Raw genomic sequence first — 18,779 nt, 5'->3', positions numbered from 1 at the left:
GTTGTTCATCACCATCACGTGTTTGACCCGGTAGTTTCACCACCGGGTGTTACGTGATGGTGGGATGAAAGGAAACTACCGGGTCACATCCGAAAGGGTGTGACCCTTTTTTATTAGGAGGTGTGCCTTTGAGAAGGATCGAAAAGCTTGTGAAGACGTTCGTGGAAAAGTGCTACGAAAACGATTTTGAGTTGTTTTTGAGTCCAGAGGTGGAAGCTCTGAAGGATCTGTCAAAATTGGAGAAAGACTGGATCTTTTTCCAAGCTAGGAACGGTGAGCTGTTCAAGCTCAGGAACGATTACACCGCTTCGATCGTGGAGTATTTCAACAAGCTCCAGCTGGAAAGGTTCAGAGTTTGGTATACAGGTTTCGTCTATCGATACGATCATTCCGGTGAGGTCCGACCGAAGTTCCAACTGGGTGTGGAGATCATCCCCTTTTCATCGTTGAAAGATCTCGAGCTTGTTCTGCAACTGCTCATCGAAACGGTTCTTTCGTCCTTGACGGACCGGCTCTTGGTGGAGATCGGTGATTCTAGAGTGATAGAAAAGTGTGTGCAACATGTACCTAGAAAGTTCAGAAAACAGCTCTTTGAGCTCATAGACAGAAAAGATGTGTCGGAGATAGAGTTCTTCGCTTCTCTGCACGGTCTGGATCTTTCGAACGTGGTGAAGTTGGTCGAGAACAGTTTCACCAAAAGGGGTGTGGACGGATTGAAAGATTTTCCACTCGATTCGACGATAGAAGCCGAGATCGTTCGAACGGTCGATTTTCTTTCGAAGTTTTCTCATATCACCGTGGAGTTGGATTTTTCCATAGCCAGAACGATCGAAGAGTACGATGGTCCCACGTTCACGATGTTCGATCTTAAAAATTCACTGCTCATAGCCGCTGGAGGCAGGTACAAGGTGAACGAGAATGTTCTGGCCGTCGGAGGAACGATCTTTCTGGAGGAGAGAACATGGTCAAACTAGCTCTGGCGAAGGGAAGGCTCGAAGAGGAAGCGTTTTCGTTTCTGAAAGGGTGTGGTTATACCTTCAAAGAAGCAACAGAAAGATCTCTCGTCGTGGAGGATTTGAAAGGAACGATGCAGATCTTCATCGTCAAACCTTTAGACGTTCCAACCTACGTGTTCAGCGGTATCGCCGATGTGGGCATCTGTGGAACAGACTCGATCGTTGAATCTCAGCTAAAACTCATTCAACCTATGAAATTACCTTTCGGCAAGAGCAGAATGGTGCTCGCAGGGTTTGAAGGTTTCAAACCTAAAAATGGTGTTCTCAGCGTCGCCACCAAGTTCCCCGTGAGCACGAAGATGTACTTCGATGCGAAGAAGCTCGATGTGAAGATCATCAAACTGCACGGTTCGGTGGAACTGGCGCCCTTGGTGGGGTTGGCCGAACTGATCGTGGACATAGTTCAAACCGGTAGGACGCTGAAAGAGAACGGGCTTTCGATTCTCGATGAGATCTATCCCATCAGCGCGATCGTCACGCTCAACGAGGTTTCTTACCGCACCAAAAGGGATGAGATTTTGAATTTTCTTGAAAGTCTTTCGAGGGGGATGAAAGGATGAAGGTGCTCATCGAGCCAACCTGTGAGCAGATTGAAAAAATCGTTCAAAAAAGAAGGTTCGAACTTTCTCAACTCGAACAGAACGTGAAAAGCATCGTTGAGGATGTGAAAAAGAACGGTCAAGTGGCGTTAGAAAAGTACATCGCCATGTACGAAAGGTGCGCTTTGAAAAAGGAACAGATCGTTGTGTCGAAACAAGAGCTCGAATCGGTCCGAGTGGACGAGCGGTTCGAACGAGCGTGCGAGGAATTCATCGAAAGAGTTGAAAAGTTCCATTCTCTCCATTTGGAGCGTTCCATCTGGCGTGTGAACGAGTTTGGTAGTTTCACCGCATATTTGGTGAAGCCGATCGAGAGTGTGGCGATCTACGTACCTGCTGGGAAGAAGGTTTATTTTTCCACCCTCATCATGTGTGCAGTTCCAGCCAAAATCGCAGGTGTGGAGAGGATCGTGGTCGCATGCTCCGCCATGGAAGATGGAAAGATCTCTCCGTATGTTCTATACCTCTGTCGAAGGCTCGGTATAGAAGAGATCTACAAGATGGGTGGGGCGCACGCGATCAGCGCACTGGCTTACGGAACAGAGATCGTGAAGAGAGTGGACAAGATCGTTGGGCCTGGAAACATTTATGTGAGCTGTGCGAAAAGGTTGATCGTGGGAGATTGTGGGATAGATTCCATCGCTGGCCCTACGGAGCTTTTGATCGTTGCGGACGGCTTGGCGAAGGCCAGATTCGTAGCATCAGACATGCTCGCTCAAGCCGAACACGATGAAAATGCCACAGTTTGCCTGATCACGAACGATGAAGATCTGTTGGATGGAACGATGGAAGAACTTTCGAAACAGCTGAGCGAGCTGGATGAACCGGCCAGGTCCACCGCACGGAGCTGTTTGGAACGCAACGGCTTGGCGATCTTGGTGAAAGATATCAAAGATGCGGTGAAGATTTCCAACATCTTTTCACCGGAACATCTGCAGTTGATGACGAAAGATCCTTGGTCGCTGTTGAGCGATGTGAAGAGTGCCGGTTCGATCTTTCTGGGAAGCTTTTCTGCGGAAGCCTTCGGTGATTATGGGATCGGTCCAAACCACGTGCTTCCCACTTCCACCGCTTCGAGGTTCTCTTCAGGTCTGACGGTCCAAGATTTTTTGAAAAAAATCTTCGTAACCCAAGTCAGCGAAGAGGAAGTCAGGCAGAGAGGGGCTTGGTACGCCTCTCTGGCGAGGCTTGAAGGATTCGAAGCGCACGCGAGATCGATCGAAGTGAGGCTGGAGGGATCGAGATGAGCTTCGTAGACATCGTCGAATCGATCAGGAAAGATGTTGAAGCTTACAAGAGCGAGAAAAGAACGCCAGTTTATCTGGCACTGAACGAAAGTCCCCATCCTTTCCCAGAAGGACTGCTCAAAGAGTTCTTCGAAAAGGTAGATCCAGCGACGCTGCGCACCTATTTCGATTCCCCATGCGAAGAGCTTGTGAAGCAAATCGCCGAATACGTCTCCACGGAGCGTTGGAAGGCCAGGGTAGATCAGATAAGCATCGGGAACGGTGCGGATGAGATCATCTACAATCTGTTGAACATGTTCAAAAAGCTTCGCATCTTCATTTTTCCTCCCACCTACAGTTGCTATGAGATCTTCGCCAGGGCGCTGGGCGTAAGGTTGAGAAAAGTTCCTCTGGTTGGAGAGCGATTGAACTTGAAATTTTTGAAGAAAGTTTTGAGCCAAGACTGTGTCGTGTTTTTGCCCAATCCGAACAATCCCACGGGACATCTGTTCGAAGAAGAAGAGATCTTTTTCCTTTTAAAAACTGGTTCACTCGTTGTTCTGGACGAAGCTTACTACGATTTTTGCGGTAAAAGCTATGTGAGTTTCGTTGAAGAGTTCGAAAACTTGATCGTCGTGAGGACCTTCTCTAAGGCCTTCTGCTTGGCTTCACAGAGGATAGGTTACATGGTGGCAAGCTCGAAGTTGATAGACGCTTACGATAGGATCAGACTGCCTTACAATGTGAGCTACCTTTCACAGATGCTCGCGAGCTTGGTCCTGAGCAAAAGAGACATCTTTTTCGAGCGCGTTCGAAGGATCGTTCAAGAACGTGAGAGGTTGAAAGAAAAACTCCGCAGGATGAACTTCAAAGTCAGCGACTCTGTGGCGAATTTCGTTTTCATCTATCTGGAGGATGATGAGAAAGAAAGGATGCATCGGCTCTTTCTGGAAAACGGTGTGGCTGTCAGAAAGACTGAATTTGGAATCAGGATCGGTGTAGGTTCATCGGAACAGAACGAGTTGGTTTTGAAAATTCTGGAGGGATTCAGATGCTAGTGGAAAAGAGGTTCAACGCCTGCTCGGTTGAAAGAAAAACCTCTGAAACTTGCATAAGGATCGAGTTGAAGAACGACGGTGAAGGAACGTTCACAGGCTCAACGCGGATGGGATTTTTCGATCACATGCTGAAGACCTTCTGCAAATTCTCTACTCTCTCATTGAAGGTGGAAAGCTTCGAGGTGGATTCTCAGATCGATCTGCACCACGGTGTGGAGGATTTTGGGATCGTTCTCGGTACAGCCTTCAGAGAACTGCTCGATTATTCTCAACTTGCAAGGTTCGGATACGCCGTAGTTCCCATGGATGAAGCTTTGATCGTCGCATCGATCGATCTTTCTGGAAGGCCGTTTCTCAACTATCAAGTTCGATTCGAAACCGAGCGTGTGGGTGAATTTCCCATAGAGTTGTTCGAAGAATTCTTCAAAAGCTTTGTTTCGAACGCCAAGATCACGCTGCATCTTGTACAGCTCTATGGTAAAAATTCACACCACATCGCCGAGGCTTGTTTCAAATCCTTCGCGATCGCCCTGCGCTCGGCGATCAACGAAAGCGGATCGATACAGAGCACCAAGGGGATGATAGATTGAACGTCGCCGTCGTTTCGTGTGTGCCTGGAAACATCATGAACCTCTACAGGGCTCTAAAAAAACTCCAAGGCGAGTTGAACTTCGAGCTCGAGCTGTTGGAAAAACCGATCGATAAGACCTACAGAATCATCTTCCTACCTGGGGTTGGTCATTTCGAACAGGCCATGAAGAACTTGGTGGAAAGCAAGATGGATCGGTTCATCTTCAAAAACTATCACCTCGGAGCGACCATCGTGGGCGTTTGTTTGGGCATGCAACTTTTCTTCGAAGAGAGTGAAGAAAGTCCCACCAGAATGAAAGGTTTGGGCCTTTTGAAGGGTCGAGTGGTGAAGCTCAGCTCGACGCTGTTACCACACATGGGCTGGAACACGGTTCGATTCAATCTCGAGCGGTTCAAAGACATGGATGGGAAATACTTTTACTTTGTACATTCCTACAGGGCCGTTTGTGAGGAAAGGTTGATCGTTGGAACTTGCGAGTACGATGGGGAAGTTTTCCCCGCCGTGGTGATGGATGAAAGACTCATCGGCGTTCAGTTCCACCCAGAAAAGAGCCACACGGTCGGCAGGACGTTTTTGAGGAGGCTGATCGAGTGCGCGTTGTGCCAGCCATAGATCTCTACAGGGGGCGCGTGGTGAGGCTCGAAAGGGGCAACAAAGAAAGCTGCCACGTTTATGGTTTTGAACCTGTGGAGCTGTTGAAACGGTTCGTGGATGAAGGCTTCACATTGGTGCATTTGATCGATCTTTCCAGAGCGATCGACGAATCGAATCAGAACGAAGTGATCTTGAAACGGATCGCTGAACTCGGCTTGGCGAGGTTCGTTCAGATCGGAGGAGGTTTGAGGAACATAGATGTTGCAAGAAAGCTTTCAGAGCTTGGTTTCAAAAGACAGATCTTTTCCACCCTCTTATTGAGAGAGCCAAAACTCGTTCCAAAGCTCACGGCACTCGGAATAGAGGTGGTTCTGTCTTTGGACACTTCCTCGCTCGGTGTGAGAACGAAAGGTTGGCTGGAATGTGTGAGGATCGATGTTGTACAGCTTCTGAAAAAGCTGAAGAGTTTCGGTTTGAAAGAACTGATACACACCGATGTCGATCTCGACGGCACGCTCGCTGGAAGGAGTTTGGAATCGACCAAACAGCTGGCAAGTTCAGGTTTGAAGATCTACATAGCCGGTGGGATCGGTTCGGTGGAGGATCTGAAGCGTATCGAAAAGTTCTGCAGGGAAACACCAACGATCGAAGGTGTCATCGTGGGAAGAGCGTTCTACGAAGGAAGGATCAGCTTAGAGGAGATGAAAAGTTATGCTCGCTAAAAGGATCATCGCGTGTTTGGATGTGAAGGATGGAGTGGTGGTGAAAGGTAAACGGTTCGAAAATTTGATCTACGGTGGCGATCCGGTGAAGTTGGCTGAAAAGTACTGTCAAGAGTGTGTGGACGAACTTGTTTTTCTGGACATTTCCGCATCGTTGGAATCTCGAAGGACGATGATCGAGGTCGCCAAGAGAGTGGCTGAAAAGATCGATGTTCCTTTCACGATCGGTGGAGGTGTGAGAGACATCGAAACGGCCAGCGAGTTGATCTACGCTGGTGCGGACAAGGTGAGCATCAACACTTCAGCGGTTGAAAATCCAAAACTCATAGAGAAGATCGCTTCGAAGTTCGGCTCCCAAGCCGTGGTGGTTGCTGTCGATGCGAAGAGGACCGAAATCGGTTTTGAAGTGTTCGTCCTTTCTGGGAAAAAGCGGACCATGATGAGACTGCAAGATTGGCTCTCTTTGGTGCAAGATTTCGGTGCAGGTGAAGTTCTGCTCACAAGCATCGATAAAGACGGCACTAAGGGAGGGTTCGATATCGAGATGATTTCTCAGGCGAGAAAAGTTTTGAAAATTCCCATCATCGCCTCAGGTGGTGCGGGTAGGGAAGAACATTTCCTTCAAGCCTTCGAAGCCGGTGCGGACGCCGCCTTGGCTGCCTCGATCTTTCATTTTTCGGAGATGAACGTGATCCAGCTGAAGAGATATCTCCTGTCGAAAGGTGTACCGATCAGGTTGGAGGAAGGTGGATCGACATGCTGAGGCCTGTGGTGGTTCAAGAGGCACGCACGGGAGAAGTTTTGATGCTCGCTTACGCCGACGAAGAAGCGTTGAATTTGACTAAAGAGACAGGCTTTGCCCATTTTTATTCAAGATCGAGACAAAAGATCTGGAAGAAAGGTGAAGAGTCTGGAAACACGATGCGCGTGGTGCAAATATTCGAAGATTGCGATAAAGATGCGCTTTTGTACCTTGTAGATTTTCCGCTCGAAAAGGTGGCGTGCCATACGGGGAACAGAAGCTGTTTTTTCAGTTCCATATACGGCCAAGGAAGAAGGAACGATCTTCAGTTTCTTGAAAAACTCCTTCGGATCGTACAGCAGAGAAAGTCCAAAGCGCCTGAAAGCTCTTACACGGCGAAGTTGTTCAGAGAAGGTCTGGACGAGATAGTGAAGAAGGTCGGTGAAGAGGCCATCGAGGTGATCGTGGCTGCAAAATCGAACGATGAAGAACATTTCGTTCGCGAGGTGGCCGATTTGATCTACCATTTAACCGTGTTGATGGTGGAGAAGAACGTTGAATGGGACAAGATCATCGAAGAGCTTCAAGACAGGCATGAAAGATCTCACCGAAGGTGAGACCGCTCATCATTCATCTGGACGATAAAAGCTCTGTCTTTCCAAAAGTTGTTCCTCTGGAACGTCCCTCACGACCTTCGCAGGTACACCCATGACGATCTTTCTCGCCGGTACATCTTTGGTGACCAGAGCCCCAGCGGCGACCAAGGCATCCTCACCGATAACGATCCCTGGCAAGATCGTGGCATTGGCACCGATCCTGGCACCTTTCTTCAAGGTGGGACCTTTGAAGTACTTCTTCCTCTCTTCGGTCCTCCCCAAGAAGTTGTCGTTGGTGAAGGTCACCTCCGGTGCCACGAAGCAGTAATCTTCGATCGTTGAGAACGCGGTGATGTAGGCGTTGGTCTCTATCTTCACGTACTTTCCGATCGTGGTCTTGTTCTCCACACTGACACCTTTACCTATGACGCTGTACGCTCCCACCCTGACCTCTTCCCTGATCACGACCAGATCGCCCACAAAGACGTTGTCTTCCAGCAAACTGCCCCTGTACAGAACGCAGTTCGCACCCACCACGACGTTCTTACCGAGAGAGAGCGGTGGAAGCTGTTTTTCTTCAGTCACGGCCGACACGGCAGACCTGAAAGGCCTTTTACCCAGAATGGAACCGTCGAAAATCACGCAGCCATCGCCGATGATCGTACCTTCCCTGATCACCACGTTGTGACCTATCACCACACGATCCCCCACGACCACGTTGGGTTCGATCACAACGTTCTCACCGAGCTGAACCCCACTTCCAACCTTGGCCGTTGGATGCACCATGAACGACCCCCCAGCATGGTGGAATTTCACTTCAGCAGATCGGACGATCTTGTGAGGATCTTTTCATACTTTTTCCAATTGACGTTCTTCAATTTCGATACATCTTCTAAAGAATGGGCATCGCTCGCGATGAAATCGATCATGTCTTTTTTAAAGTAGTATATCGCATTGTCGTCTTTGTTTTCGATGGAAAAAACGTTCACTTGAAAGAAAACACCCCTGTCTTTCAGCTTCCGAGCCAGAGAATTTTCAAAGAAATATTCGTACCTCTCCACGTGTGCGATCACAACACTGTAGCCTTTCAGCTCTATTTGAAAGATCGCGTCCATCAAATAGGTTGGGCTTACGGTGGTGGGTAATTCAACCAAAACGAAAGGTAAGCGTCCCAACGGGAGGAACGATTTCAAAGGATAATCCCCCAGGTAAAGTTCACAGCCTATTTCGAAGAATTCTCCGTGTTTTGTGGAAACTCTTTGATACTTTTCCAATATCCTCTCGATCGTCACATTGGGAAATTTTGGATGATGGAGATGGGGAGTCAGATAAACCTTTTGAAAGCCTGCCGAACGGTAGTCTCGCTCTGCCATGTCGAGATGTTCTTCCTTTTCAAACCCATCGTCCAAATTCGGAAGGATGTGCGAATGAATGTCTATCATCATGAATCACCGTTTATTTCTGATTATTCGTATTTTTGAACAGTTCATTCAGCGTCTTTTGAGCATCAGAGGTGGTTTCTTTTCTTTCGCTTTTCTTTTTTCCCTTTTTCTGACGCGTTTTCCATCTTCGCTGTAATAGTAGTAGTAATAATAATAGTAAGATGAAGAGATCTTGTCGATACCGTTGATCAGTATGCCCAACAGAGTGTTTCCAGACACCTTGATGTTCTCAAACGCTATTTTCAGAGAATCTCGGCTCGTCATGCCGGCACGCGTGATCAAAACGATCCCGTCTGTATATTTTCCAACAACGAGGGCGTCCGCCGCTGCCAGTATAGGTGGAAGATCTATCACCACTTTATCGTACCTTTCAGAGAGCGACTTCATTAGATCTATGAACTTTGAACTTGTGAAGAGTACCGTAGGGTTGGGTGGTAGTGGACCAACTGGAATGACGTCCAAATTGTTTGAAAATTTCACCGTGATCTCCTCGAGCGGTGAACCTTGTAACAAGTAGTTGGTGAGACCAAGTTTTTTTCTCGCATCCAAACCTAGAGCTTTTTCAAGTCGAGGTTTTCTCATGTCGAGATCGACCAGAGCGGTCTTGAACCCACTCTGTGCGAACGAAGCTCCGATGTTGACAGCCGTGAACGTTTTACCTTCCTTCGGTCCCGGGCTGGTTATCACTAAAATCTTCGGAGCAACGTCTTTAGAAAATTGAATGTTAGTACAGGCGAGTTTGAAACCCTCTGAAATTGGAGACGTTGGCGAATTGAGAACCACTAATTCTTCAACGCCTTCAGATTCCAATTCGTGTTTGGGTATTCTCCCCAAAATAGGTATTTGATTGCCGAGGATCCTCTTGATCTCTTCTTCTCCCTTCAGGGTCTTGTCGAGATATTCGATCAAGAAAACCAGTAAAATCCCAACGAAAACTCCAAGCGCGCCACCGATCGCAAGTGTCAATCGCTTGTTCGGTTTTACAGGTGTTTTGGGTACTATGGCGGAATCCACTATCTGCGAATTTCCAGCTATACCCGCTTCTGCTATGCGCGACTCTTCAAACTTTTGTAGTAAAGTTGTGTATATCTGACTATGAACGGCGAGGTTTCTTTCCAGTTCAACCAATTCTTGCTCTATTCTCGGGAGAGTTTGAACGCGTTGTTGGTACGTTTTTCTGAGTTGGTTGACCGCGTTCAGTCTTGCTTGTAGTATTTGGTAACGACCCTCGTTGTCCATGAGCTCTGCGAGTGTTTGTGTGTACATCGGATTTATCACTTGAGTTTGACTGGAAACGACTTTCTCCACCTCTTTTTTCATCAAAAGTTCCGTCTCAGCTATCTGTGATCTCAGAGCTACGACGCGTTTGTCGCTTTCTGGGTAAGTTTGGAGCAAGCCGGACAACTCGACTTGAAGATTCACCAGTTTCGCCCTCAATTGTTCTATCACTGGATTAGAGGTGATCACTTCAGAACTGATGATCTTCTGATCGACTTTGCTGAGTGTGTCTCTTAAGATTTTGATTTTCATGGAAACTTCTTGTAGTTCCAGGTTGAGTTTGTTGTATTCAGAATCATAATTTGATAGCATCGAAAGTACACTCTTTGCTTGTTCAGACAGTACGAATATTTGATTTTTCTCCTTGAACTGTCTCAATTTCTCCTGTTCCTGGACGAGCCTTTCTTCAACCTTCGGTAACTGTTGCTCGATGAAAGTTCTGCGCAGTGTGTATTCAGTCTGCGATAGTTCTTTCAATCTGTCGTTGTAAGCGGTAGCGATTGCGTTCGCCAATTTGGTGGCCAGATTCGGATCTGGATGTTGCACGCTCAATCGAACTATTCTGGTATCCTTGACCGGAGCAACTTTCACCCATCCCTTTATTATCGCTTGAACGAGTTGATCTTTGTCTATTTCTCGCTTTGAATGGCGGACAAATTCATGAAAACCAACGATCTCTACAGCTCTTTCAACGACGGTTCGGCTCTTGATTATTTCTATCTCCGTCGAAATGTCTGGCCTACCGGTGTAAATCTGTGTGCCAGTGAAAAGCGCAGCAACGTTCGACTCGTACGACGGATTTATTTTGATGGTGACATTCGCTTCATAGATGGGAGTGGCCAAAAAGAGGTACAATAACGTGGCGACTATGGCGATCGACACTGTGAGAAGAAAGATTCCGACGCGCTTTTTAAAAATACGTATTATGTCTTCCAAAGTGAGCTCTGTTGCTGTACTGTCCATAGCTCAAATTCACCCCTACTTTTTAATTAGATCCTCAAGTCGATTATAACCTAAATATACCTTAGAGTGTCTCGATCCGTTATAATCAAAAAAGAAGGAGGGAACGAAACGTGCATAGAGTCATCCTAGTTCTTTGCTTGGTCGTATCGTTTTCCTTCGTGTTCAGCTACACACTCCGAAAGGGTGACGTTCTACGGATTGAGCTTTTCAACATTCCCGATTACACCAGAGAATGTGTGGTGGATATAGAGGGGAAGATCGCTCTACCGATAGTTGGAAGATTGAGCGTGGAAGGTCTCACAATCGATGAGTTGGTAAAGATTTTACGTCAGAAATTGTCCACGCAGGTTTCAGATTCGAACGTCATTGTGACGCTGCTGCGCATAGCACCCAGGAACGTTTACGTGTCGGGAATAGTGAACGGCGTGGTCGATATGGGAATGAAGGATCTGAAGGTTTCAGAGCTTTTAGCTTTACTTTCAGTGAATCTTTCGGAAGTTGAATTGACCCGTATAAAGTTGGTGCGTGGAGGAACCGTTAAAAACCTAGATTTGTCTGCCTTGCTGTTCGGTGATGTGCCGAAAGAAGATCCCACACTCAAAGAGAACGATCAGATCGTGTTACCTGGAAAACTTTACAGCGATTTTGTCAAGATCCTCGGGGCTGTGAAAAATCCTGGAGTCTATCCGTTCAAGAAAAATATGACCTTGTTGGACATCATATCCACTGCGGGGGGTATAACCGAGGACAGCGCTGGACGTATATTGATCGTTTCAGATTCAATTCAAGAAATCAATGAAAAAGATTTGTTCAACAACATCGTAATGTTGAAACCGGGAGATACAGTCTACGTCGCCAAAATTGAGGAACGCTTCGCCTACATCATGGGTGCCGTGGCTGAACCTGGGATGTACGTTTTCAGTAAAGGTGAAGACATCACGCTGAAGAATCTGATCGCCAAAGCTGGTGGATTTTCGGTCGAAAGGAAATTTCTGGAGAAAGTGGTCGTTCGCAGAAACGGTGTGGTTTTCACAGAATTGAATGTGGATAACGATGTAGACATGAAACTTCAAGTTGGTGACGTCGTCGAAGTGAAGAAATTTGAAGAAACTGAAGTTTACATCTTTGGTTACGTCAAAAATCCAGGGGCGTACGAAATATCACCGAAGGAGAAGTTCACTCTGAGGAAGATGATCTCGCTGGCAGGAGGATTCGCAGGAACCATCGAGAACATCGACAGAATCGTTGTAGAAAGAGAAAATGAAAAGATCGAACTTTCATCCGAAAATCTGGACTTTTTGGTGAAGCCTGGTGATGTGATCCGTATAGAGGAATATGTGCCGAGGAGGGCGTACATACTTGGATTCGTGAAAAATCCTGGTCTGTACAGTTTTTCGAAGAATGAAACCTTCAGTCTGAGAACCCTCGTGGCCAAAGCTGGAGGTTTTACGAGCGATGATTCAGTCGAATTCATAAAGGTTGGCGAAGAGATCTACGCACCGAGCGTCATTCTGAAAGAAGATGTACCTTTAAAGGATGGTGCGACAGTCTACGTTGAAAAGCTCAAAGAGCAGTTCGTGTACGTGGTGGGCGATAACCTTGCACGGAACGGTAGATTGACGTTCGAACGCTCAGAACCCTTCACCCTATCTACAGTGTTGAAAAAGTACGGAGTACAAGACTTCTCTTTCGTAAAGAAGCTCTCTCTGCTGAGACGAGGGGAAGAAAAGCTCGTCGACACCGTGAGCCTTTTGAAGAAAGACATAGATCTTGAGATCGGTGATACCGTCATCATCAGGTTCACCACAGAGAGGAGAGTTTATTTCACGGGAGATCTGTACGGTTACGTCACGCTGGAGAATGAAGAGCAGATCGATCTGGAAAAGGCCCTCGCAAAGTTTGGAAGGATAGACAGCAAGTATTTGCAATCTTTGAAGATACGCTCAGAAAATAGAGTTCTCCAGTTAACAACGGTCTCACCGATTCCTCTGAAAGATGGAGACATCGTGGAGATCACTCTCAAAAAGCCCATTCGAGTTTACGTGGATGGTTTCGTGGGCAGACCAGGCCAGTTCGTTTTCGATCCCGATGAAACTCCAACCATAGAGAAAGTCATCGCGAAAGCGGGCGGTTTCAAAGAAAGTGGCACCTTCAAAGAGAAGGACATTTTGCTGTTGAGGTCGGGAAAAGAGACGGTCATCGATCTGGATCGGATCACCAACGTTTTGCTCCAAGATGGAGATTTTCTTTTCGTCAGATGGCAAGAAAAACCCTATGTGTATGTGCTCGGAGAGGTGGCGAAACCAGGCGTGTATGAGCTTCGGGAGGGCGAATCGACACTCATAGAGATCGTCAGTCGTGCCGGTGGGTTGAGCGATTGGGCTATGAAGACCAAGGTCGTGCTGCGCCGCGGTCAAAGCGAATCTACCTACGATCTTTCGGACCTTTCCACCGTTCAGAACATCAAAGTCAAATCTGGCGATTTGATCTACGTTCCATCCATCGATACGAACATAGCTTACGTTCTTGGTAACGTCAGGAATCCGAGTATCGTCAAGATAGACAGATTCACCACGGTCTTCGATGCGATCATGCGGGCTGGCGGTCTAAATCAAACGGCATCGGCAAGTAGGATATTCCTGTTCAAAGGTGGCCTAGAAGGTGAAGTGATCATCTGTGATCTGTCTGGAATCATCACAGGCAAAGGTGGAGGAACCAACCCGACGATCTCACCGGGCGATGTAGTCTATGTTCCAACTAATCCTCTGGCGCAGTTGCCCGACATTTTACCTGTAGTGAGGGATATCTTGTCCATCATCACTGCGAGCAAGCAATTGATGGGATGGTGACAGTTTTCATTCCAGATAAGCCTTAGATATCTTCGCCTTGACGGTCAGGTTGGGATCGACCAGCTGGCTCACCCCAACATCGACGATCAAGCTTGCGAGCATGTAAGCTTCTTCGATGGGCATGTTCTTCTTTTCGCTCAGCAACTTGACGGCCGTGTACGTGGCTTGTTCGAAGGCTTCCTCGATCCTTGGCAGAGAAACGAGGATGTAGATGTCTTCCTTCGTTTCCACCATCGGCCATTCGATGGATACATCTTCCACATCCACCCTGACGGTCACAACGGCTGGAACTTCGCATGCCGACACGCAAACTTCGCCATCGCCCATGACCGCATGCACATCCCCCAAAGCCAGCATGGCACCGTCTTGGAAGATGGGTAGGTGCACTCTGCTTCCAACCGTTATCTCTTTGGTGTCCATGTTTCCACCGTGTTTGTGTGCCGTTCCCGTGGGGAACTCACCTTCTTTCGGCGCGACACCGATGACACCGATCATGGGTTTGATGGGTATGTGGATTTCGTTGAAGACCACACAGCCTTGGCGAATGGGCAGAATCTTTGCCTTGAAGCCTTTGACGATGTTTTTGAGCACGCCGAAACCCTCTTCAGCGACGATGACGCCTTTGTCGGATGCTACAGACACATCCAATATCTCAACGACGAGTGTTTGGCCTTTCTTCGCACCTTCTATGCGTACGGGACCTGTGGCGGGGTTCACCTTCGAAAAATCGAGTTTTAAAACATCCTGCTCATTTTCGATCTGACCACCCAGCGCATCGAGCGTTTCGAACCTGACAGTTTCACCAGGCCGAACGCTCACGACAGGTTCGATGAACGGATTGAACGAATAGATCACGTTATTTTTCGAAATCGATCTCATCCGAACCATCCTCTCTCTTTCCCCAAAGTTGTTCCAGCCTCTTTTTTATTGAAGATTCCTTGCCCACATCTTTGGGAATGTAGAGTTTGACGTTTTCAAACCCCTCCGGCATGTAGCTTCTTTTTACAAAGCCACCGACCTCGTGTGGATAGATGTAGCCTTTCCCATAGCCTGCGTCTCTCATCAACTTGGTCACGGGGTTTCTCAGAAAGAGCGGAACTTCCACTTCTTTGGTTTTTTCAACCAAATCCTTCGTTCTCGACAAGGCTTCATAGACGGAGTTGCTCTTCGGTGCACTGGCGAGGTATATGGCGGCCTCGGCCAGGTTCAGAGCGCACTCCGGCATGCCCACGTACTCGACAGCCTGTGCGGCGCTCACGGCCATCATCAGAGCGAAAGGATCTGCCAAACCGATGTCCTCACTCGCCAGTATGATCATCCTGCGCGCGATGAACATGGGATCTTCTCCGCCTTCGAGCATCTTGACCATGTAGTACAGTGCCGCATCTGGATCGCTTCCACGCAAACTCTTGATGAACGCGGAAGCCAGATCGTAATGGTCTTCCTGCGTGTAAGCCAACTGCTTCGAAGTTGCGAACGTTGCGAGATCTTCCAAGCGAAGTTTCTTCATCCCCCTAGCCTGCGCCACTTCGATGAGCGTTTCGAGCGTGTTCAGAGCGTATCTGGCATCACCGTTGGCCTCTTTCGCGATTTGAGAGAGTACTCCTTCTTCAACCTCCACACCGCTTCGATTCAGCAGTTCATCTTTTTCCAGTGCACGCTCGATGATCTTGATCAAATCTTCCTGAGATAGAGGTTTAAGTTGAATGACTCTGCACCTCGACAGAAGGGGAGCGATGATCTCGAAAGAGGGATTTTCCGTGGTGGCACCTATCAGGATGATGGTACCATCCTCGACGCGCGAAAGTAAAACGTCCTGCTGAGCTTTGTTCAGTCTGTGTATTTCGTCTATGAACAGCACGGTCTGCCTGCCGTATTTCTTCAGCTCCTGTGCCCTACTGAGCACCTGCTTGATCTCGGCAGCACCGTGCAGAGAACCGCTGAGTGAATAGAACTCGGCATCGACGTATTTTTTGATCAACTCTGCGATCGAGCTCTTACCACAGCCTGGTGGACCGTAGAGGATACAGGAGAACATGGAACCTGACAAGAGCGCCCGCCTCAGAACTCCGTCGCTTCCAAGCACGTGGTCCTGTCCAACGAGCTCTTCGAGGCTCTTCGGCCTCATCCTCTCGGCCAGCGGTCTGTCTTTCTGCGTGAACCATCACCCTCCGGATCTGAAATATTCCACCGTGAGGGCCAAGCCGGTTTTCAAATCGACCTTGGCTTTCCAGTTCAAAACCTTCTCAGCTTTGGAACAATCGAGAACGCTTCTTCTCAGATCACCCTTCCTCGGCTCGGTGTAGATCGGCGATTTGGTGTATCCAGTCAGTTCCGAAAGCATTCTGAACAGTTGGTTCACGGTGGTACCAACGCCCGTGGCGATGTTGAAGGTCCCACTGATCTCAGGTCTCATGCTGAGCAGGTTCGCTTCGACCACATCACCCACATAGACGTAATCTCTCACGTACTCGCCATCTCCGAAGATGAACACTTCCTCGTTCTTCAACATCCTCGAAGTGAATATGGCCACAACGCCAGCCTCACCGTTGGGATCTTGCCTTGGGCCGTACACGTTGCCGTAGCGCAGGGAGACATAATCTAAATTCTTCTCCCTTTTGAAGAACTCGAGGTACATCTCCACACTCCTCTTGGCGATACCGTACGGAGAGATCGGCTTTGCAACGACTTCCTCGTTGGTCGGTATCGGTGCGTCTTCCCCGTATATCGCACCACCGGTGGAGGAAAAGATGAACTTTTTAACGTTGTATTTGACGCTCTTTTCGAGTAGGACCAAGCTACCTATCACGTTCGCCACGGCATCTTTGGTCGGCTGTTTCACAGAAACGCTCACGCTGGCCTGAGCGGCGAGGTGGAACACGTAATCGAACCTGTGGAGCATGAAGATGCGCTCCATCATCTCTTCATCTTCGACGCTCTGCTGATAAAACAGAGCTTGTCTGTTGAGATTTTCGATACGTCCACTGCTCAAATTGTCGACCACCACGACTCTGTGGCCAGCGCGGAGTAACGCATCCACAAGGTGTGAGCCTATGAACCCGACGCCTCCGGTGACTAAGACGTTCGCCACGTTCAGTCACCCTCTTCTTCGGTTTCCTTCTCCATCGCCTTGAGATCCTCGATCACTTCCTCCGGGAGCTCCGTGACGTTCACCAGCTTACGACTTTCCAGGATGAAATCTTTGAGTTGCTTGGCTTTGTCCTCGCTGAAGTCGATGACCAGTCTGTAGAACTCCTTTATCCTCTCACGCGTTCGTGCGGTGAGGTAGTGCGATAGGTGTCTGGACAACTTTTCAGAGATGTCGATGGAAATACCGAGCACGTAGTGGAAAAAGTACTTGATACGCTTCTGCAGTGAATACAAATTCTGAGCTTTTCTCTTTCCACGCAGTGTGAGAACGATCAAGCCGTACTTTTCGTACTCCACATAGCCAAGATCCGCAAGGCGTCTGACGGCGTTGGTCACGCTGGGGAGACTCACTCCCACTTTCCTCGCTATGCTGCTGATCCTAGCGGCTGGTTGCTTCTGCTGAATTTCGTAGATCACAGTCAAATAGTCTTCCAAAGCTGGCGTTAAAACCTTCTTCCTACCCCTGGGCATCGCGATACCTCCCTTTCAACTCATCGTAGAACTTACGAACCTTTTTGATGTCCTGCCACGTTAGATCCTTCGGAGAACCTTTCTCTCTCGATGGGTTCCTCAAAAGATAGCTCGGATGGAACATGGGAAAGAGCTTCTTTCCCGCCCTCCACTCCATCTCGCGGCCGCGATATTCACTGATCGAAACGTTCTGGTTCAAAAAGAAAGAAAGGGCCGTGCTCCCCAAAGGCACGATGATGACCGGATCGACGATCATGATCTGGGCGTAGAGAAAGTGTGCGCAAGCTTTCTGCTCCTGAGCCGTTGGTACCCTGTTGTCTGGTGGTCTACATTTGACGACGTTGCAGATGTAGACCTCTTCACGGCTGAGCTGGACGGATTCGAGGATCTTGGTGAGTAGTTGGCCTGCCTTACCGACGAAGGGTCTTGCCGTTTTGTCCTCCTCTTCGCCTGGACCCTCGCCCACGAACATGATCGGTGTGTAGAGACTACCTTCGCCGACGACCACGTTGGTTCTACTCTGTGCGAGTTGGCAGGCTGTACATTTGCGTACTCTTTCGCTCAAAATCTGCATCAACTCTTCTCTAGTCAAGTTTGCCCCTCCACGATTCACTCAAAAAACTATGTTATAGATATGAATGATGCTTCTAAAAAATTGTATCACAGACTCGTTCCACATTGATTTGGACTACGAAAGGTGTTGAAAGGTTTTCGACGCTTCAATCAGATTGTGATTCTTCCAAGATGGCTTTCAAAACCAGATCCAAATCGTTCGTTTCATATATTCTACCAGCTTTTCGTTTTTTGAAACGTCTGAGCGATCTGTAGATCCTTTGAACGAACTTTTTTTTGCAATAAACCCAAACCCCCCAAGGCAACCTTCCCAGAAGAACGGAGAGTGAGAGTGGATACATCGCCATGTCCGCAACACAGAGGAACTCGTCGTCATCTTCGCATTCCACGATGCCTATTTTGAAATCTGCATCTATTATCTTGATCTTGGAGAGTCGTTCCAAAAAGCCTTCGACGTTCTTCACCCTACCTTCCAAGATCAATTCGAAAACATCTTCGAGCACGTGGCCCACTAAAAACTTCGAAAGATACATCAGATCTTCAGAGGAAGCCGTTCTCAAAAACGCAGTCTCGCTCACCAAAGCCACAGCGAAAGCGAAGAGAACGTCTTTTGGGAGTTTTCCACCGCTGAGATCGAACAGGTTGAGCACGTTCGCGCTCCTCAATCTGATGTGGGATCGGATCGCTCCATCGACGAACTCTTTCGATTGCACTCTGTGATGATCGAAGATGCAGTAGCTCGAAACGGCGAAAGGTAGCTGCTCAGGATCGGAGGTGTCATAGACGAAGAACAGTTGGATCTTGGAGGGAAAAAAGTTCCTGACCGAGAAACGCTCCATCAACTTCTTCACAGTCAGATCTGGCTCGTCTACGTATATACCCCCACCGAAGACCTTGTAGCCCCAATA

The 18,779-nt window shown here is 48.2% G+C and carries 19 protein-coding genes; 10 read left to right on the top strand and 9 right to left on the bottom strand.

The genetic code is table 11. The features are described from left to right. Positions 1-128: 128 nt before the first annotated feature. Genes NZ875_08960 through hisIE form a run of 9 tightly spaced genes read left to right on the top strand, consistent with a single transcriptional unit; the run spans position 129 to position 7,166 of the window. Positions 129-974: an ATP phosphoribosyltransferase regulatory subunit gene (locus NZ875_08960; protein ID MCS7175864.1), complete on the top strand. Its 846-nt coding sequence runs from the start codon at positions 129-131 to the stop codon at positions 972-974. Next, positions 962-1,576 carry an ATP phosphoribosyltransferase gene (hisG, locus tag NZ875_08955; GenBank protein MCS7175863.1) on the top strand — a complete coding sequence of 205 codons (615 nt, stop codon included), beginning with the start codon at positions 962-964 and terminating at the stop codon, positions 1,574-1,576. Before NZ875_08960 ends, hisG begins: the two co-directional genes overlap by 13 nt. Then, positions 1,573-2,862 (top strand): histidinol dehydrogenase, encoded by a 1,290-nt coding sequence (hisD, locus tag NZ875_08950; protein ID MCS7175862.1) that lies wholly within the window; start codon positions 1,573-1,575, stop codon positions 2,860-2,862. Before hisG ends, hisD begins: the two co-directional genes overlap by 4 nt. Beyond that, positions 2,859-3,899 (top strand): aminotransferase class I/II-fold pyridoxal phosphate-dependent enzyme, encoded by a 1,041-nt coding sequence (locus tag NZ875_08945; GenBank protein ID MCS7175861.1) that lies wholly within the window; start codon positions 2,859-2,861, stop codon positions 3,897-3,899. Before hisD ends, NZ875_08945 begins: the two co-directional genes overlap by 4 nt. After that, positions 3,893-4,489 carry an imidazoleglycerol-phosphate dehydratase HisB gene (gene hisB, locus NZ875_08940; protein ID MCS7175860.1) on the top strand — a complete coding sequence of 199 codons (597 nt, stop codon included), beginning with the start codon at positions 3,893-3,895 and terminating at the stop codon, positions 4,487-4,489. Before NZ875_08945 ends, hisB begins: the two co-directional genes overlap by 7 nt. Beyond that, the gene (gene hisH, locus NZ875_08935; protein MCS7175859.1) at positions 4,486-5,103 is read left to right on the top strand and encodes an imidazole glycerol phosphate synthase subunit HisH; all 618 of its coding nucleotides are present in this window, start codon (positions 4,486-4,488) and stop codon (positions 5,101-5,103) included. The genes hisB and hisH overlap by 4 nt, the downstream gene beginning before the upstream one ends. Beyond that, positions 5,082-5,807, top strand: a complete 726-nt coding sequence (locus NZ875_08930) for a HisA/HisF-related TIM barrel protein (GenBank protein MCS7175858.1) — start codon at positions 5,082-5,084, stop codon at positions 5,805-5,807. The genes hisH and NZ875_08930 overlap by 22 nt, the downstream gene beginning before the upstream one ends. Then, on the top strand, positions 5,797-6,570 hold the full coding sequence (gene hisF, locus NZ875_08925) for an imidazole glycerol phosphate synthase subunit HisF (protein ID MCS7175857.1): 774 nt from the start codon (positions 5,797-5,799) through the stop codon (positions 6,568-6,570). The genes NZ875_08930 and hisF overlap by 11 nt, the downstream gene beginning before the upstream one ends. Further along, positions 6,564-7,166 carry a bifunctional phosphoribosyl-AMP cyclohydrolase/phosphoribosyl-ATP diphosphatase HisIE gene (gene hisIE / locus NZ875_08920; GenBank protein ID MCS7175856.1) on the top strand — a complete coding sequence of 201 codons (603 nt, stop codon included), beginning with the start codon at positions 6,564-6,566 and terminating at the stop codon, positions 7,164-7,166. The genes hisF and hisIE overlap by 7 nt, the downstream gene beginning before the upstream one ends. Before the next feature lie 9 nt (positions 7,167-7,175). Here the strand turns inward: hisIE and NZ875_08915 are convergent, their stop codons facing one another. From NZ875_08915 to NZ875_08905, 3 genes are read right to left on the bottom strand one after another with little or no spacing between them, the layout of a single operon-like run. Next, positions 7,176-7,931 (bottom strand): N-acetyltransferase, encoded by a 756-nt coding sequence (locus NZ875_08915; GenBank protein ID MCS7175855.1) that lies wholly within the window; start codon positions 7,929-7,931, stop codon positions 7,176-7,178. 26 nt (positions 7,932-7,957) lie between these two features. Next, the gene (locus NZ875_08910) at positions 7,958-8,587 is read right to left on the bottom strand and encodes a hypothetical protein (GenBank protein ID MCS7175854.1); all 630 of its coding nucleotides are present in this window, start codon (positions 8,585-8,587) and stop codon (positions 7,958-7,960) included. Between the two features lie 48 nt (positions 8,588-8,635). After that, positions 8,636-10,828 (bottom strand): polysaccharide biosynthesis tyrosine autokinase, encoded by a 2,193-nt coding sequence (locus NZ875_08905; GenBank protein ID MCS7175853.1) that lies wholly within the window; start codon positions 10,826-10,828, stop codon positions 8,636-8,638. Between the two features lie 110 nt (positions 10,829-10,938). Between NZ875_08905 and NZ875_08900 the strand changes: the two genes are divergently transcribed. After that, positions 10,939-13,677, top strand: a complete 2,739-nt coding sequence (locus NZ875_08900; GenBank protein ID MCS7175852.1) for an SLBB domain-containing protein — start codon at positions 10,939-10,941, stop codon at positions 13,675-13,677. Between the two features lie 6 nt (positions 13,678-13,683). Here NZ875_08900 and NZ875_08895 read toward each other — a convergent pair whose 3' ends face one another. The 6 genes from NZ875_08895 to NZ875_08870 form a co-directional block, all read right to left on the bottom strand. Continuing rightward, entirely contained in the window at positions 13,684-14,556 is an 873-nt protein-coding gene (locus tag NZ875_08895; protein MCS7175851.1) for an acetamidase/formamidase family protein, read from the bottom strand. Then, a complete protein-coding gene (locus NZ875_08890) occupies positions 14,534-15,805 on the bottom strand; it encodes a replication-associated recombination protein A (protein MCS7175850.1) in 1,272 nt (423 codons plus the stop codon). The genes NZ875_08895 and NZ875_08890 overlap by 23 nt, the downstream gene beginning before the upstream one ends. A gap of 36 nt (positions 15,806-15,841) precedes the next feature. Then, positions 15,842-16,768 carry an NAD-dependent epimerase/dehydratase family protein gene (locus tag NZ875_08885; protein ID MCS7175849.1) on the bottom strand — a complete coding sequence of 309 codons (927 nt, stop codon included), beginning with the start codon at positions 16,766-16,768 and terminating at the stop codon, positions 15,842-15,844. Between the two features lie 2 nt (positions 16,769-16,770). Continuing rightward, positions 16,771-17,298 carry a metal-dependent transcriptional regulator gene (locus tag NZ875_08880; protein ID MCS7175848.1) on the bottom strand — a complete coding sequence of 176 codons (528 nt, stop codon included), beginning with the start codon at positions 17,296-17,298 and terminating at the stop codon, positions 16,771-16,773. Then, the gene (locus NZ875_08875; protein ID MCS7175847.1) at positions 17,285-17,890 is read right to left on the bottom strand and encodes a uracil-DNA glycosylase; all 606 of its coding nucleotides are present in this window, start codon (positions 17,888-17,890) and stop codon (positions 17,285-17,287) included. The genes NZ875_08880 and NZ875_08875 overlap by 14 nt, the downstream gene beginning before the upstream one ends. 127 nt (positions 17,891-18,017) lie before the next feature. Further along, positions 18,018-18,722 (bottom strand): hypothetical protein, encoded by a 705-nt coding sequence (locus NZ875_08870; protein MCS7175846.1) that lies wholly within the window; start codon positions 18,720-18,722, stop codon positions 18,018-18,020. Positions 18,723-18,779 lie beyond the last annotated feature (57 nt).

Origin of the sequence: Pseudothermotoga sp. (assembly GCA_025060105.1) — a bacterium.
Taxonomy (GTDB): domain Bacteria; phylum Thermotogota; class Thermotogae; order Thermotogales; family DSM-5069; genus Pseudothermotoga_A.
This window is presented reverse-complemented; position numbering and strand designations above follow the sequence as displayed.